A 13,567-nucleotide genomic window follows, 5' to 3' on the forward strand; every position below is an offset into this window, starting at 1 on the left:
AATGAAATCGAAGTCTCTATTACCTCTATTAATTGCAATTGTTGGCTTATTTAGCCTGCCTTTATTTATCAGCAATCCGTACTATATTCACTTGATAGAAACGATTCTGATTTACACCATCCTGTTGTATGGCTTAGATATTGTGGTGGGTTATGTAGGTCAAGTTTCCTTGGGTCATGCCGCCTTATTCGGAATTGGTTCGTACACCGCAGGTGTGCTATTTTTCCATTTCGGTGCCTCAATTTGGCTGACCTTGCCAGCAGCAATCGTGGTTACAGCGATCTTTGGCGGAATTCTAGCCCTGCCTGCGCTGAAGGTTATTGGACCTTACTTGGCGATGGTGACCTTGGCATTTGGAACCATTACCCAGATCTTAATTAACGAGATGACATGGCTCACAGAAGGCCCACTAGGAATCAAAATTCCTAAGCCTGATCTGATGGGTGCCCCAATGTCAAAGGCACAGTTTTTCTGGTTGGTCTGTATCGTTTTGATCATTGCCTTGGTGGTGGTTGATCGTTTTGTTAAATCTCAGATGGGCCGTGCTTTTGAGGCTTTACGTGATAGTCCTGTAGCTTGCGACTGTATGGGTGTCTCCGTTTATCGCTATAAAGTCATTGCCTTCGTGATTAGTGCTGGCTTTGCTGGTCTGGCTGGTTGCTTGTATGCCTACTCGGAGCAATACATCTCACCAAATACCTATAACAATGAATTAGCCGTTCTTTTCTTGTTGGCAGTCATTATGGGTGGTCGTAAGTCTCGTTTGGGTTCATTACTAGGCGCTGCCATTATTGTTCTGCTGCCTAAACTCCTCGACGATATTAATTTATTCCGTATTGTGGCTACTACGATCGCGGTTGTAGTTGCCGTAGGTGCGGCTATGGCTCTTTCTAAGAAAGTCACTACGCCAAGACGCGTGATGGTGCCTTTGGCGGGAGTAGTTGGTCTGGCAGCGTTCTCATTTTGGTTAGACAGAATCTCCGATTGGCGTTTGAGTATTTTCGGCTTCATGATTTTGTTGGTGGTGTATTACTTGCAAAACGGTATCGTTGGTTTTGCGAAGAGCTTCTACCAATCTATCATCGGCAAGACAGTGACAACTCGCGGTGAAAAAGCAGATGAAATCGATGATTCAATCAGCTTCATTAGCGCGGTTAATAATCAAAATGCGGGTACTGAGCTTCTTAAAGTTGACTCCGTGCTGATGCAGTTTGGTGGTCTGAAGGCCTTGAATAATGTTGACCTCAGCATTAAGCGCGGCACCATTCATGGTTTGATTGGACCAAACGGCTCCGGTAAGAGCACCATGATGAACGTTCTGACTGGCATCTATCAACCTACGGCCGGTAATGTGCTGTATGCAGGTCAGAGCGTAGTTGGTCGCACTTCCTCTGATATTGCTTTGTCTGGTATTGCGCGTACCTTCCAAAACGTTCAGCTCTTCGGTGAGATGACTGCCATCCAAAATATTTTGGTTGGATTGCATCACACCTTTAAATCCAATATGTTGGAGATTGCGCTGAACTTGCCACGCTACAAAAAGGAATCGCAAGAAGCACATGCTCGCGCAATGGCCTTATTGAAGTTTGTGGGCTTGGAAGATTTAGCGAATGAAGAGGCGCGTAATTTGCCATACGGTAAACAACGCTCCTTAGAGATTGCCCGCGCCTTGGCTTTAGATCCTGAGTTGCTCTTGTTAGATGAGCCAGCTGCTGGTTTGACAGCTCCAGATATTAAAGAACTCTTGCGCATTATTCGTAAGATCCGCGATAGCGGTATTACCTTCATCCTGATTGAGCATCATATGGATGTGGTGATGTCAGTGTGCGATACCGTTTCTGTATTGGACTTCGGTCAGAAGATTGCAGAAGGTAAACCAGCTGAAGTTCAGGCAGACGAGAAGGTGATTCATGCCTACTTGGGTACTTAATCACTAGAACTATATTGAATCGGTAAATACCATGTTATCTATTAAGAATCTTGAAGCAGGCTATGGCAAAGTAAAAGTTCTGCACGGCATCAATATTGATGTTCCTAAAGGACAAGTTATTACTTTGATTGGCTCTAACGGCGCTGGTAAAACAACGACGATGCGCGCTATCACCGGCATGATTAAGCCGACCGGTGGCGAAGTCACGCTAGGTGGCGAAAAAATTGATGGTTACGACTCTCATAAAATCGCACGTCTTGGTTTAGCGCATAGTCCAGAAGGCCGTCGTGTATTTACGACGATGTCTGTGAACGACAACCTCCTGTTAGGCGCATTTCCACGTTTTACGGGTAGTCGTCCAAAAGGTGACATTAAGAACGATCTTGAGAGATCTCTCGAAATGTTCCCACGCTTAAAAGAGCGTCGCAATCAGTTGGCGGGAACATTGTCAGGTGGTGAGCAACAGATGTTGGCGATGGCCCGTGCTGTGATGCTCAATCCAGAGATCATTCTCTTGGATGAGCCTTCAATGGGCTTGGCGCCGATTTTGGTTGAGGAAGTTTTCAGAATTATTTCTAATCTCAAATCACAAGGTGTCACGATGCTATTGGTTGAGCAGTTTGCTGCCGCAGCCCTAAATGTTGCTGATTATGGATATGTGCTTGAGAACGGTAAGATTGCAACTCATGGACCAGCAGATAAGTTAATGCATGATCCTGCTGTGAAAGCGGCTTACTTAGGTGGTGCTAGCAGCCACTAAGATTGAGTGTCAATGTGTTTGTCAAAAGCCCTCGAAAGAGGGCTTTTTCTATTGGAGAGTAAGCCAACCCTCTACTTTTCTAGTTCTGAATAAGCAAGATAGGCTCACAGATTCAAAATTAGTACGCCTTTAATCAGTAAGCTCACTGCAATTACTAAAGTGAAGATCGAGAAAATGAGTTGAGTGTGCGGACCACTTAATTTTTTACCTAGTAGTAGTCCAATCAGTAGTCCGCCCAAGGCGGCAAGTGCAAAGGGCGCAGCAACTAAGATATTTAAGCTACCGCTAACTGCCGAGAATATTGCTCCTCCACCAGTGATGATGGCGAGCACTCCCAGTGAGGTGGCAACGATTGATTTGATAGGTAAATCGGTATAGCGCTTCAGTGCAGGCACGATGATGAATCCACCGCCAACGCCAAGTAAGCCAGATAGGAAGCCTGCAATACTACCGGCGAGCATGAGGGCGCGCGCACAAGGCAGGGTCCATTGGAGTTTCCCAATAGCAGGATTGATGAGGCAGGGTGGGGGCTTTCTGTTTTCCTCCGGAATACCCCGAATCAGATTGCGAGCCTGACTCAACAAGCGAATAGCTACATATAACAAGATCAAGCTAAAGAGGATCTGTAAGGGCGCATTCGGAATCTGAGGTGCAATCCAAAGCCCTAGTGGGGATAGTACTAAACCAAAGACAGCCATAAAACCTGCTGCTTTATAGCGCAAGATCTTATTTTTAAGACCCAGAATGGCGCCAATAGTGGAGGCTAGGGCAACGGCGCAAAGCGCAATTGGCGCTGCTTCTGCAATAGGTAGGCCTAGGAAGAAAACCAATAGCGGAACAGACAAGATCCCGCCGCCCGCGCCAGTAAGGCCCATGAGGATGCCTACTAGGATGCCGAGCGAGGGGCTGATGAGAGTTGAGTAATCCATTGCAATTTATTTTATATTAATATAGTATATAAAAATATATACTAATAATGCATCCGAAAGAATGAATTGACTATAAAGCCCGCCCCCTTGATTAAAGATTTTTTTTGATCCAGAAACATGGACTTATACCTATGTGGTCTATGAATGTGAAGGAGCTCCTTGCGTCATCATTGACTCTGTCTTGAGCTATGACCCTAAATCAGGCAGAACAAGTACCAAGTCTGCTGATGAGGTGATTACTTTTATAAAGGCGCACCAACTCCAAGTTGATTGGATCTTAGAGACGCATGCTCATGCAGATCACCTAACAGCAGCCCCATATTTACAAAGTCACTTAGGTGGCAAGTTGGTCATTGGGGATCACATTACCAATGTGCAGAAAGTATTTAAAGGCGTCTTCAATTTAGATGATCACTTTAAAGTAGATGGCACTCAATTTGACCATTTGTTGAAAGAGGGTGAATTGCTCACTTTCGGAAATCTCTCATTAAAGGCGCTGTTTGTGCCGGGTCATACCCCTGCTTGCATGGCCTATGAAATCGGTGATGCCATCTTTGTAGGCGATACCCTATTTATGCCAGATGTCGGCACTGCCCGTTGTGATTTTCCGGGCGGTGATGCGAAGAGGCTCTATCAATCTATTCAAAAGATTTTGTCTTATCCTGATCAGACCAAGTTATATATGTGCCATGACTATCCGCCAAATAATCGACCTGCAACTGGCATGACCACTGTTGCTGATGAGAAGGCAAATAATATTCATTTACATGATGGCATGACTGAAGCGCAATTTGTGAAAATGCGCACCACACGAGATAAAACTCTAGAGATGCCAACACTAATCTTGCCTTCTATTCAGGTCAATATACGAGCTGGACATTTTCCTGAGGCCGATAGCAATGGAGTTTCTTATTTAAAAATTCCCTTGAATGCACTCTGATCGGAGAATGACAATGAATATGCCCATCTCCAAAGCGGAGTTAAAGAGGATGCAGTCAGCCGCAGATGATGCTTGTAAGCTCATGAAGGTCTTATCCAACCGAGATCGCATGATGCTCTTATGTGAAATCGGGCAAGAAGAAAAATGTGTTGGTGAATTAGAAACAGCGCTGGATTTACATCAGCCCACTCTCTCGCAGCAACTTACCGTGTTGCGTAAAGAAAAGCTAGTTAAAACACGTAGAGAAGGAAAGCAAATTTATTACTCTCTATCTAGTGAAGTTGCTGTAGCAGTGATGAGTTTGCTCTACAAATATTTTTGCAAGAAGTAATCAATCATTAAACCGTTTTAAAGGGAGTTCAATATGAAATGTAACGTCGGTAGTATCGATCGTATTTTAAGAATCTCAGTAGGTATTGTGCTGGTTACACTTGCAGCTAACGGTATCGTAGGCTGGTGGGGTTGGCTCGGACTTATCCCTATGACTACTGGTATTTTCCGCTTCTGCCCAGCCTACCTATTACTGGGAAATCATTTTTGCTCTAAGTGAGCGACTCAAATCTAGATAAGACATATTGAGATTAAGCTCCTCAATATGTCTTACTGATATTGATGACGCTTATTTTTTAGAGTAAACACCGTGTAGCAAAAAGATAGAAAAAAAGGCAATACCAAGCATCCAGTGTGTCGCAATGACCCCATCCCGAATTTCTTCAGGGCCGTAGTACAACAAGGCGCCCGATACTAATAAGGCGGCTAAAAAAGCCAATTGACTTAAACCGCTCCACAGTTTCCTCTTGGACTTCAGCCCCGCTTTCAGATGAAAGGGTAAGACTGAGCCCAAAGCTATCGTGGCCAATATGGCAGCAATGCCGTGACATGCCAATACCGGGTGTGCCCCCAATATGGTGCGTTCAATATGAAATTCATGGCCAAGTAAATAGGCCGTCCCAGTGAGAGAGCAACTCAACATACCGATTTGGACAAAGTGTTTTTGCCATGCTGGCATCTTGCCAAGACGATTTGTATTTTTCATAGGGATTGGGTGTTGGGGATTCTGATTGCCTGGGCAGAAAAATGGCTCAAGCAGGGATGGCGAGTATTCCTAGAAATACTCACTACCTTGGTTAAGGCATCTGCGTAAACACATCTACTAGCTACTACCGAGTAAGACTCTGAAAACTCAACATGTTCTTGATTGAGAGGGTTTACCATAAAACTCTTTGGGCTGGTATTGCAGTTGGAAAAGTAGAGACTGCTAGTGGCAATCGCACCTACTGCCATGCTGCCAATCTGAATGAGCTCATGCGGTCTTGATGGATTACGGATTTGAATATCTTGGGAATGATTTCCGAATACGCGGATATCGCCACCCGCGTTGACTGATCCAACTTCAATACCCTTAGCAATTAAAGCGTCAACAGCTTTATCTACTGCGTAGCCTTTGGCAATGCCGCCAAGATCGAGGCAAAGCGGTAATGGCGATCGAACCAATAAGGGTTTAATAAATTGAAGATCTTCAATGCCTCCAAATGCGTAATCCTTGAGTTTCTTATGCTTGGGGAGTAGACCCGACTTCACTAGGTGATGACCAATTCCACAATTAAATAGCCCTTGGGATTGAAGGTAAACCTCTTTTGCAATCCTAAGAACTTCAGCAGTCCAGGGATGAATCCGAACGGACTCCAAATGGGATCTAGCATTGATCTGAGAAAGCTCGCTGTCAGGATTGTGAAAACCCATCAAAGATTGCACTTGTTCAATGGCTAAAAAAGCCTCCTCTAGCGCTTTTAATGGAGGCAATTGATCTTCAATTCTGATTTCTACGAAGGTGCCTAAGAGCGGCTTGCAGCGAATCATTTTGCTTTTAGGCTTACGGTTTGATTTTTTAAGGCCACCTCATATAAGACTGCAACCCGCTTGACGCCGTCCGTAAGATGTTTACAGGAGAGCGTTGCACCACCAATATTCTGAATATCTTGATTGAGCTTGATGGGGTCTGCAGCTGTCTTTCCGACAAACTGTTTTCGCCAGTTAGCTTCTGCCACTTCGTATCCATAGGATTCAACGTATTCTAGAATTTCAATTCCAGTTACTGCGCCCGATGGATTAAGTGATACGGCGTAAGTAATCATTTCATGCTTACCAACTACCTCATCTACGATGAACCAACTTCCATCAGCCGCTCTCCAAATTCGATCCCCTTGAAAAGGATGACGAATACTCGAAGCTGAGCGCATTTTGTCTTGTAGATCATCGGTAATGATGATGGGATTTTTAACAAGCGATTTATTAGGTATCAGTATCTTCTGAGCTTGTTCAACGGATACATAAATCTTGGCCTGCGCAATGATTGGTGCAGTAACTGCAGCTAGACCAATGATGAATAGGGGGTTGGGTTTCCAGTTCATATTCATTTCATTAGTTCAAAGGAAAACCAACTTTGACAATAAATTCATTTACTGAATGGCTATCCCAAACGCGAGCATTGGAGCACTCGGCTTCCCCGCCACCCATGCAAGTGCCACCCTTGAGTTGATAGCGCCAAGCGCCAGTGACCCACCAGTCTTTTGCGGCATAGTGCATATTGGGTCCCACAAAAGTTGCACGTTGGACTTGATTGCGTAAATTTAATTCTGAGTAGTCATTATGGAAACGCGCCTCAACGCCAGCAGACCATTTAGGGGCAAACCGATAGCTAGCGCCCACAAGGAAGTCGAGCATCGATTCTGGTACGTTGCCATTTTCAATAAACTTCAAGCGTTCATTTGCTACAACTACGTTACCCGCCAAGACCAATCGATCGTCAATGAAATTCGATTGCAAAAGTAAGCGTGCCTCAATCTCATTTTTATTTCTACCAATCGTTGGCTCTAAGTACAGACCCACTCCAACGGGTGATGTCACTGGATTGGTCAGCCGATAAATAGCCTCTAGTGACCCGCCTTCAATACCGCTTTTTCTGTAGGGAGTGGCTGGATCATGGCTGGATGGCACCCCATACCCACCTGTACAGCTTGCACTATCACCGCAGGCTTCTGGATTGGTGTAATTCTGATTTGCACTGGTGTAGTAGGAGTTGATATAGCCGGCAATTTGCAAATCATTGGTAAGGCCATATTCCAGCTCGGTTCTAGCTGTCCAGGCATCGTAGGTACCGGCAGCTTGTTGTTTATTGAGTTGTAAGCGCTGCTCAAACTCGAGTTTTCCTTTGGGCTGGAGATCGAGGGTGTAAATCCACCCGAATGCACCTTCACCCGCATTTGCGAATGAGAAGTGCAGGGCTGTGGCTAATAGGATGCTAAAGGCAACAAGTCTTTTGATAGTCATTTTCATGGTCTAGTGGGCTGGTCAATAAAAGTAAATAAGAATGATTCTCAATATACAGTAAATGAGAATAATTCTCAATTGAGAAATTGACCCTGCGCTCTTTGGTGTTGCGTTTTTGCCTAGGACTAGCCTGAGCTTGTAAGATTTGGGTCTATGGATTCAGAAGCCCTGGTGAAGCTAGTCACAATGAAGATGCCTTTCGGCAAGCATGCCGGCCGTGCGCTTGCAGAATTGCCTGGTAATTATTTAGCCTGGTTTGCTCGGGAGGGATTTCCTCAGGGTGAGCTGGGGCAGTTACTGGAATTAATGCACACCCTAGACCACAATGGCTTACGCGGATTATTGGCCCCTATCCAACGGGCCCATGGAATTGCTTCCCGTAATCCTGAGCAATAAAGGTTTATTTAGAGCGCACTATTACTATGACGCGATTACGTTCATAGCTTACATTGGGTGAATCTGGCGGACTGTTATGGGAGAGAGTTGCCTGCAATGCACTTTGCATCTGAATTTCTAGCGCCAGCTTTTGAGCCAACTCTAGATTACGGTCGTACTGAATCTCTACGCTGGCAATCTTTCCTGCTTTGATGTTCTTGGCCAGTGCCGCAAGCTTTTCAGGAGAATACTGATCGAAAAAGACGGGATACCAGCCGCCCACCATCGGTCTAGGTCCCGAACTACTCTTTTCAGCTGGTTTACTAGACTGGCTTGCGCCAAGCTCAATCGGTAGATGAAAGTCGATGCCGGTCTTCTGGATCAGTTCGGTATACGAGATCGGTGGACCCATTTGCGCGTCATCTGTGTTTTCGACCCAATGCGCCCAGGCTAATTTTTTGGCGGGATCGTAGATCAGTTTGTAGAGATAACTTGGAATCGTGACTTTGCCCTTACCAATACTTCCAGCATAACCTACTGATCCAGTAAAGACATAGACATCACCTTGTGCGCGCTTGATGTACATTCTCGTAGGCTCTTCAACCCGTTTGGCCCAGATGCCCTGATTGTTTTGCCGTGCTTGCGGCATCATATTTGCCAGGGAGAATGATTGCGCCATTCCCCGTTCACTTGTCATGTCCCCAGCTGGTACGTTGTGACCCCGGTCATATCCGCTGCCGCGATAGTCTGACAGTAGGGCGCGTTCATGTACTGGGAGTCTGGCCTCTTCGTAGAACTGATTGGTACGGCGAGGATGTGGCGCCTGGAGTTGCTCGCCATTTAACTTTTCAACGGCATAGATGGGTTTTTTGTCTAGAGGCGAGTAATAGATCGCAAAATCATCAAAACAGAGGTCCCGACCCACCTGAGCAGTGCTTGGTATTTGTTGGGATGGGAATAGATCTTGGCATTGCTCAAAGAGGGCAGACGCACTCAGGGGCAGTAAAAGCGAGATTAATAAGAGGGTTTTAACCAAGAATTTCATTGCATTTCAGTGTAATGAGTGTCGTCACCAGGGGGCTAAAAGTTTTGCGCTTATCTGGCGATCAACTTAGCTTTAAGGCTAGTATTAATGAGTTCTTAGAAGTCTTTTGCCTGATATTTCATGCCGCCATCACTCAATAAGTTAGGCTAATGGGCAAATGGACTCATAAGCAAAAAAACACTACCGGTAGAAATTTTAGTCCATCAAAATACTAGATGTACGGGTCAGACATCTCTTTTAAGGAGTAAAAATAGTAAAAAAGTCCGAATTTAAGCACTTTTTTATTATATGAAATAAGCCCCCACTAACTTCTTTAAGTTATTGAATTTAAATGGATAAATATCAAATTTAAAGACCTTACTAGGGAACATCCTGATATCAAGACCTATAAGTTATTGAAATCAGGTTCTTTATTCTTGACTTGATATAAGAACCTTTTTAGAGTGACTCATGTTTTTTACTTATTGCGTTGCAACATAAATCTGAAGTTTGATTTTTGGGGTACTGCAAGACTACGAATGATTAAATGTTTTTCTAGCGATTCGAGTGACATGCAACTAGCGCAGCCAGCATCGGCTCACGCTAAGGATTTGTTGGCTCACGCACTATCCCCCGTCTATCGGGTCATGAATGGTCTATTGATTGTGACTGTTTTCATGATTGTCGGACTCTGGCTCTCGGGTAACGGAACCCAAGCAGGTGCATTCGATTTGGCTCGAATCCTGGTTCCAGACGAAGCGCGCCATATAGTTTGGCAAAATGGTTTCAGCATGCTCGATCAGTATCAAGAAGCTGCTTCTAAGGCGTCTGCGGATGAAGAAATCGCCAATGTGCTTTACGGAAATGCATCGGCTATCCCGGGCGCTGGTTTGATGGGTGCTAAGCAGCAAACAGTTGCCCTCTTGATGCCCTCCGTGGCGCACACCCAGGTAAAACCGATCTCCCATTTGGCTGATCGCATTCCCACTTCAAAAATTGATCCTCAGGCATTAGATTCAAAGCTGATGGTCTCGATTCAAAACCAACGCGCAGTAGCTGACTTCTTTGAGAAGAAGTACAAATTAGATCGTGCCAAGATTGAGGAATACATCTCTAATACTGTGTTGATTGCAAAAGAAGTCAAAATCGATCCAGTGTTATTGCTCGCCGTGATTTCGGTGGAGTCCAACTTCAACCCGCTCATTAAAAGTCATGCTGGTGCCGAAGGTCTAATGCAGGTGATGACTACCATCCACAAAGATAAATATGCTCTGTATGGTGGCGCAACCGATGCGGTCAAGCCTGAAGTCAATATTCGGGTAGGCGCTTACATTTTGAAGTATTTGATTGCCACTAGCGGTTCATTACGTAATGGCTTGAAATACTATGTTGGTGCTGCAAATGCAGAGAGCGATGGTGGTTATACCGACAAGGTGATGGCTGAAAGAAATCGTTTGATTAGTTTGTGTCAGCCAGTAGCACCTAACAAACTTACTTTGAGCGGTAAAGATTTACGCTCATAAGATCTGCAGTTTTTCCCCAGAGAAAAATAAAGGCCACTCAGTGTATTAAACCGAGTGGCCTTATTACTTGCTAATGCAGGGGCAGAGTTAATTTACGCCATGTAGTTCCACATCAAATACCAGTGTTGCATTGGGTGGAATCACGCCGCCGGCGCCACGTGGACCATAACCCATCTCAGATGGAATGATTAAGGTGCGCTTGCCACCAATTTTCATGCCTTGCACGCCCTCATCCCAGCCTTTAATGACATGGCCAGCACCCAAAGGAAAGCTAAATAATTGGCCGCGATCGAGTGAGCTATCAAACTTCTGGCCTTTGTGCTCAGGCGCCTGTTCATCAAACAACCATCCGGTGTAATGCACGTCTACATGATTGCCTGCAGTCGCTTCTTTACCATCGCCCACAACGGTATCTATTTTTTGGAGTTCGCTCACGTTTATCTTCCTCTTTGGCTGAAATTGAAGGGCTAGTATATTCTGAGCGTAATCTTTTTGTTCGAGCAAACTAACATGACAAACTTCTGGTCTCATTCTGCGTACAAAACCCTTACGGTTGGGTCAGATAAGCAATTGCTGGTAACCGATGATTTTCTGCGTACTTATTTATTGCGCCCCGAGTTAAACCTCGTTCCCGAATCCTGTGATGTTGAGCGAGTCCTGCATCAGCGCCTAAATGCAAACCCCCGCGCGGTGATTTCCGATGAGGAAATTGCTGGCATGGCAGATCCCGATATTCAGGTGAACTACCAAGTGTGGCTGAGGTATCGAGCCAAGCTATTGGCCGCCAGTTCTTTAGAAAACTTTTACATGAGCTTGTTTAAGGGTGATGGCGTAGATGTACCGCCTCTATTTATATCTCAACTAGCGCAAATATTTATTCGGCATATTTTGGGTGAGGATTGCCATCCTTTAGATGCACGTATGGGTGAGCTCTTCTTTCGGACTCAAAAGATCACTGTGTTGGAGGACGGTGTGGTGATGGGTGCGGATGATGAGGTGGTGACTCGTAATGCGCAGGCAGGTGAGACTGGCAACATCCTGGATTTGCTCAAGAGCAAGTCGATGTCTATGCGCTCGATCGACTTAGATGTATTACATGAGGAAAACGCTGAGCTCTATTGGGGTAAGAGTGAAGATTATGACTTTGCAGTGCAGTTGAACTTCGGTCAACCGCCTATTAATCATTTTTGCCGTGTCCTCGAAAAATGGGTGCAGCACTTCTTAGGTGCCCAGGTACGCATTACTCCAATGCAGCAAATCTCAGATCCAAAATGGTCTTGGCATGTTGGTCTAGATGCTGCTGCGACGGATATTCTGAATAAGCTTTACAACAAAGAGACAGTCGATACTGACGAACTGGAGAAGGTGATTTGCTTATTCCGTTTGGACTTTATTGATGAGGCAGCCGTTACCCAATCTCAGGCTGGAAAGCCGGTATATATGGGTATAGCAATGAATGATGACAAACAGCTCAAACTCAAACCGCAAAACTTACTCTTCAATCTCCCTTTAGCAAAAGTTTCTTAGGCGCTAGGGGGAGGCATTAGCCTGCTTTCGATTGGCGCTAAGCCAAAGTAAAGCGCCAGCAGTGACGGCAACGGGAAGCAGCGATCCTAGATTGAGGATATTCCAGCCCTGCGAGGTAATGAGGGCTCCAGAGCCAAATGAAGTAAAGGCCATTGTGCCAAACACAAAGAAGTTAATGGCTGCTTGAGCTTTGTCACGCTCCTCAGGTCGGTATGCAGTCATCGCTAACGATGTGGATCCGGTAAATAAAAAGTTCCAGCCAACACCCAGCAAAAATAAGGCAATTAAAAATTGGTGGAAGTCGACACCAGTGAGTGCGATTGCAATGCACAGGAGATTGAGGAGGACCCCAACACCCATAATTTTGAGTGCACCAAAGCGCTGAATGAGTGAGCCAGTAAAAAAACCGGGCGCGAACATGCCAATCACATGCCACTCTAAAACCATGGCTGTATCAGAAAATGGGAGCCCACAAATTTGCATGGCAAGTGGGGTAGCCGCCATGAGTAGGTTCATCACGCCGTAACCCAAAGAGGCGCCAATCACCGCAACCATAAAGACTGGTTGCTGCAGGATGATTTTGAGGCTTCTTCCAGCAGAAAGCGAATGCTGCGTCTTGAATTCTTCTGGAAAATGGATAAATTGCATCACGATGACGCCAATCAAGCCCGCTATCGAGAGGGTGAGGTAGGCCCCCAAAAAAGCAGTGTCAAAGTAATCTTTGGTCCAGGATGCGAGGTTGGGCCCAATGACGGCGCCAAGGATTCCGCCAGCTAGCACCCAGGAAACTGCTTTATCTCTCTGGCTGACCGCAGTTAACTCAGCAGCGGCAAATCGATAGAGCTGACCATTGGCGCTGTAATAGCCTGCAATAAAGGTGCCGAGGACTAGCAGCCAGAAGTTTTTGGAAACGGCGGCGTAGGCACACAAAAGGGCTGAAAATACCGCTACCAGAAGACCTAGCTGAAAAGATATCTTGCGGCCAAAGTAATTTTGGGTTTTGGCTACGATTGAAGTGGAGAAAGCGCCCCCCACAACGTAGCCCATCACGGGTAAGGTAGCCATCCAGGCCACTGGGCTTAGGCTGAGCCCAACTAGGCCATTAATAGCAATAAAGGTCACATTGTTGGTCAAAAACAAGCCCTGGCAGAGAATCAACAGTACGAGGTTTTTGTTGAGTAGGGGGTGCTTGTTCATCATGCATTGCAGTTTACGATGTAAGTGGTGAC

General features: G+C 45.5%; 17 protein-coding genes. 9 read left to right on the forward strand and 8 right to left on the reverse strand.

Features of this window, described 5'->3' with window-relative positions; genetic code table 11:
* The first annotated feature begins 1 nt into the window (after position 1).
* Together ICV89_RS01880 and ICV89_RS01885 are read left to right on the forward strand one after the other, a co-directional pair.
* Entirely contained in the window at positions 2 to 1,930 is a 1,929-nt protein-coding gene (locus ICV89_RS01880) for an ATP-binding cassette domain-containing protein (protein ID WP_215309186.1), read from the forward strand.
* A gap of 31 nt (positions 1,931 to 1,961) precedes the next feature.
* Positions 1,962 to 2,690 (forward strand): ABC transporter ATP-binding protein, encoded by a 729-nt coding sequence (locus tag ICV89_RS01885; protein WP_215309187.1) that lies wholly within the window; start codon positions 1,962 to 1,964, stop codon positions 2,688 to 2,690.
* Between the two features lie 104 nt (positions 2,691 to 2,794).
* On the opposite strand, the gene ICV89_RS01890 is transcribed toward ICV89_RS01885, so the two are convergent.
* Positions 2,795 to 3,619, reverse strand: coding sequence for a sulfite exporter TauE/SafE family protein (locus tag ICV89_RS01890; protein WP_215309188.1), 825 nt, complete (start codon positions 3,617 to 3,619; stop codon positions 2,795 to 2,797).
* 133 nt (positions 3,620 to 3,752) lie between these two features.
* Here ICV89_RS01890 and ICV89_RS01895 point away from each other — a divergent pair, with 133 nt between their 5' ends.
* From ICV89_RS01895 to ICV89_RS01905, 3 genes are read left to right on the forward strand one after another with little or no spacing between them, the layout of a single operon-like run.
* A complete protein-coding gene (locus tag ICV89_RS01895) occupies positions 3,753 to 4,559 on the forward strand; it encodes an MBL fold metallo-hydrolase (RefSeq protein ID WP_371817858.1) in 807 nt (268 codons plus the stop codon).
* A 19-nt stretch (positions 4,560 to 4,578) separates the two neighbouring features.
* Positions 4,579 to 4,890, forward strand: coding sequence for a metalloregulator ArsR/SmtB family transcription factor (locus ICV89_RS01900; protein ID WP_371817884.1), 312 nt, complete (start codon positions 4,579 to 4,581; stop codon positions 4,888 to 4,890).
* A 33-nt stretch (positions 4,891 to 4,923) separates the two neighbouring features.
* Positions 4,924 to 5,109: a DUF2892 domain-containing protein gene (locus ICV89_RS01905; RefSeq protein WP_215309192.1), complete on the forward strand. Its 186-nt coding sequence runs from the start codon at positions 4,924 to 4,926 to the stop codon at positions 5,107 to 5,109.
* Between the two features lie 69 nt (positions 5,110 to 5,178).
* Here ICV89_RS01905 and ICV89_RS01910 read toward each other — a convergent pair whose 3' ends face one another.
* Genes ICV89_RS01910 through ICV89_RS01925 form a run of 4 tightly spaced genes read right to left on the reverse strand, consistent with a single transcriptional unit; the run spans position 5,179 to position 7,889 of the window.
* Positions 5,179 to 5,595: a hypothetical protein gene (locus ICV89_RS01910; RefSeq protein WP_215309193.1), complete on the reverse strand. Its 417-nt coding sequence runs from the start codon at positions 5,593 to 5,595 to the stop codon at positions 5,179 to 5,181.
* The gene (locus tag ICV89_RS01915) at positions 5,592 to 6,419 is read right to left on the reverse strand and encodes an FAD:protein FMN transferase (RefSeq protein WP_215309195.1); all 828 of its coding nucleotides are present in this window, start codon (positions 6,417 to 6,419) and stop codon (positions 5,592 to 5,594) included. The genes ICV89_RS01910 and ICV89_RS01915 overlap by 4 nt, the downstream gene beginning before the upstream one ends.
* Complete coding sequence (locus ICV89_RS01920) at positions 6,416 to 6,970, reverse strand: FMN-binding protein (RefSeq protein ID WP_215309197.1); 555 nt, start codon at positions 6,968 to 6,970, stop codon at positions 6,416 to 6,418. Before ICV89_RS01920 ends, ICV89_RS01915 begins: the two co-directional genes overlap by 4 nt.
* Positions 6,971 to 6,980: 10 nt before the next feature.
* Complete coding sequence (locus tag ICV89_RS01925) at positions 6,981 to 7,889, reverse strand: DUF6662 family protein (protein ID WP_251370882.1); 909 nt, start codon at positions 7,887 to 7,889, stop codon at positions 6,981 to 6,983.
* Positions 7,890 to 8,042: 153 nt separating this feature from the next.
* Here ICV89_RS01925 and ICV89_RS01930 point away from each other — a divergent pair, with 153 nt between their 5' ends.
* Complete coding sequence (locus ICV89_RS01930) at positions 8,043 to 8,285, forward strand: DUF3820 family protein (protein ID WP_215309201.1); 243 nt, start codon at positions 8,043 to 8,045, stop codon at positions 8,283 to 8,285.
* A gap of 4 nt (positions 8,286 to 8,289) precedes the next feature.
* On the opposite strand, the gene ICV89_RS01935 is transcribed toward ICV89_RS01930, so the two are convergent.
* Positions 8,290 to 9,309, reverse strand: a complete 1,020-nt coding sequence (locus ICV89_RS01935) for a DNA/RNA non-specific endonuclease (protein ID WP_215309202.1) — start codon at positions 9,307 to 9,309, stop codon at positions 8,290 to 8,292.
* A gap of 14 nt (positions 9,310 to 9,323) precedes the next feature.
* Between ICV89_RS01935 and ICV89_RS10965 the strand changes: the two genes are divergently transcribed.
* Together ICV89_RS10965 and ICV89_RS01940 are read left to right on the forward strand one after the other, a co-directional pair.
* Positions 9,324 to 9,449 carry a hypothetical protein gene (locus ICV89_RS10965; RefSeq protein WP_256441778.1) on the forward strand — a complete coding sequence of 42 codons (126 nt, stop codon included), beginning with the start codon at positions 9,324 to 9,326 and terminating at the stop codon, positions 9,447 to 9,449.
* A gap of 411 nt (positions 9,450 to 9,860) precedes the next feature.
* Complete coding sequence (locus ICV89_RS01940) at positions 9,861 to 10,811, forward strand: transglycosylase SLT domain-containing protein (protein WP_251370883.1); 951 nt, start codon at positions 9,861 to 9,863, stop codon at positions 10,809 to 10,811.
* Between the two features lie 87 nt (positions 10,812 to 10,898).
* Here ICV89_RS01940 and ICV89_RS01945 read toward each other — a convergent pair whose 3' ends face one another.
* Entirely contained in the window at positions 10,899 to 11,246 is a 348-nt protein-coding gene (locus tag ICV89_RS01945; RefSeq protein ID WP_215309207.1) for an FKBP-type peptidyl-prolyl cis-trans isomerase, read from the reverse strand.
* Positions 11,247 to 11,321: 75 nt separating this feature from the next.
* Between ICV89_RS01945 and ICV89_RS01950 the strand changes: the two genes are divergently transcribed.
* Complete coding sequence (locus ICV89_RS01950; protein ID WP_215309209.1) at positions 11,322 to 12,338, forward strand: DUF6352 family protein; 1,017 nt, start codon at positions 11,322 to 11,324, stop codon at positions 12,336 to 12,338.
* A gap of 3 nt (positions 12,339 to 12,341) precedes the next feature.
* Here ICV89_RS01950 and ICV89_RS01955 read toward each other — a convergent pair whose 3' ends face one another.
* Complete coding sequence (locus tag ICV89_RS01955; protein ID WP_251370884.1) at positions 12,342 to 13,538, reverse strand: MFS transporter; 1,197 nt, start codon at positions 13,536 to 13,538, stop codon at positions 12,342 to 12,344.
* Positions 13,539 to 13,567: the final 29 nt, after the last annotated feature.

The organism is Polynucleobacter sp. Adler-ghost (assembly GCF_018688495.1).
GTDB lineage: Bacteria > Pseudomonadota > Gammaproteobacteria > Burkholderiales > Burkholderiaceae > Polynucleobacter.

Excerpts from the sequence above, each read along its gene's own strand:
- ICV89_RS01880 (WP_215309186.1), top strand. The coding sequence starts at position 2 with ATGAAATCGAAGTCTCTATTACCTCTATTAATTGCAATTGTTGGCTTA.
- ICV89_RS01885 (WP_215309187.1), top strand. The coding sequence starts at position 1,962 with ATGTTATCTATTAAGAATCTTGAAGCAGGCTATGGCAAAGTAAAAGTT.
- ICV89_RS01890 (WP_215309188.1), bottom strand. The coding sequence starts at position 3,619 with ATGGATTACTCAACTCTCATCAGCCCCTCGCTCGGCATCCTAGTAGGC.
- ICV89_RS01900 (WP_371817884.1), top strand. The coding sequence starts at position 4,579 with ATGCCCATCTCCAAAGCGGAGTTAAAGAGGATGCAGTCAGCCGCAGAT.
- ICV89_RS01905 (WP_215309192.1), top strand. The coding sequence starts at position 4,924 with ATGAAATGTAACGTCGGTAGTATCGATCGTATTTTAAGAATCTCAGTA.
- ICV89_RS01910 (WP_215309193.1), bottom strand. The coding sequence starts at position 5,595 with ATGAAAAATACAAATCGTCTTGGCAAGATGCCAGCATGGCAAAAACAC.
- ICV89_RS01915 (WP_215309195.1), bottom strand. The coding sequence starts at position 6,419 with ATGATTCGCTGCAAGCCGCTCTTAGGCACCTTCGTAGAAATCAGAATT.
- ICV89_RS01920 (WP_215309197.1), bottom strand. The coding sequence starts at position 6,970 with ATGAACTGGAAACCCAACCCCCTATTCATCATTGGTCTAGCTGCAGTT.
- ICV89_RS01925 (WP_251370882.1), bottom strand. The coding sequence starts at position 7,889 with ATGACTATCAAAAGACTTGTTGCCTTTAGCATCCTATTAGCCACAGCC.
- ICV89_RS01930 (WP_215309201.1), top strand. The coding sequence starts at position 8,043 with ATGGATTCAGAAGCCCTGGTGAAGCTAGTCACAATGAAGATGCCTTTC.
- ICV89_RS01935 (WP_215309202.1), bottom strand. The coding sequence starts at position 9,309 with ATGAAATTCTTGGTTAAAACCCTCTTATTAATCTCGCTTTTACTGCCC.
- ICV89_RS10965 (WP_256441778.1), top strand. The coding sequence starts at position 9,324 with ATGAGTGTCGTCACCAGGGGGCTAAAAGTTTTGCGCTTATCTGGCGAT.
- ICV89_RS01940 (WP_251370883.1), top strand. The coding sequence starts at position 9,861 with ATGCAACTAGCGCAGCCAGCATCGGCTCACGCTAAGGATTTGTTGGCT.
- ICV89_RS01950 (WP_215309209.1), top strand. The coding sequence starts at position 11,322 with ATGACAAACTTCTGGTCTCATTCTGCGTACAAAACCCTTACGGTTGGG.
- ICV89_RS01955 (WP_251370884.1), bottom strand. The coding sequence starts at position 13,538 with ATGATGAACAAGCACCCCCTACTCAACAAAAACCTCGTACTGTTGATT.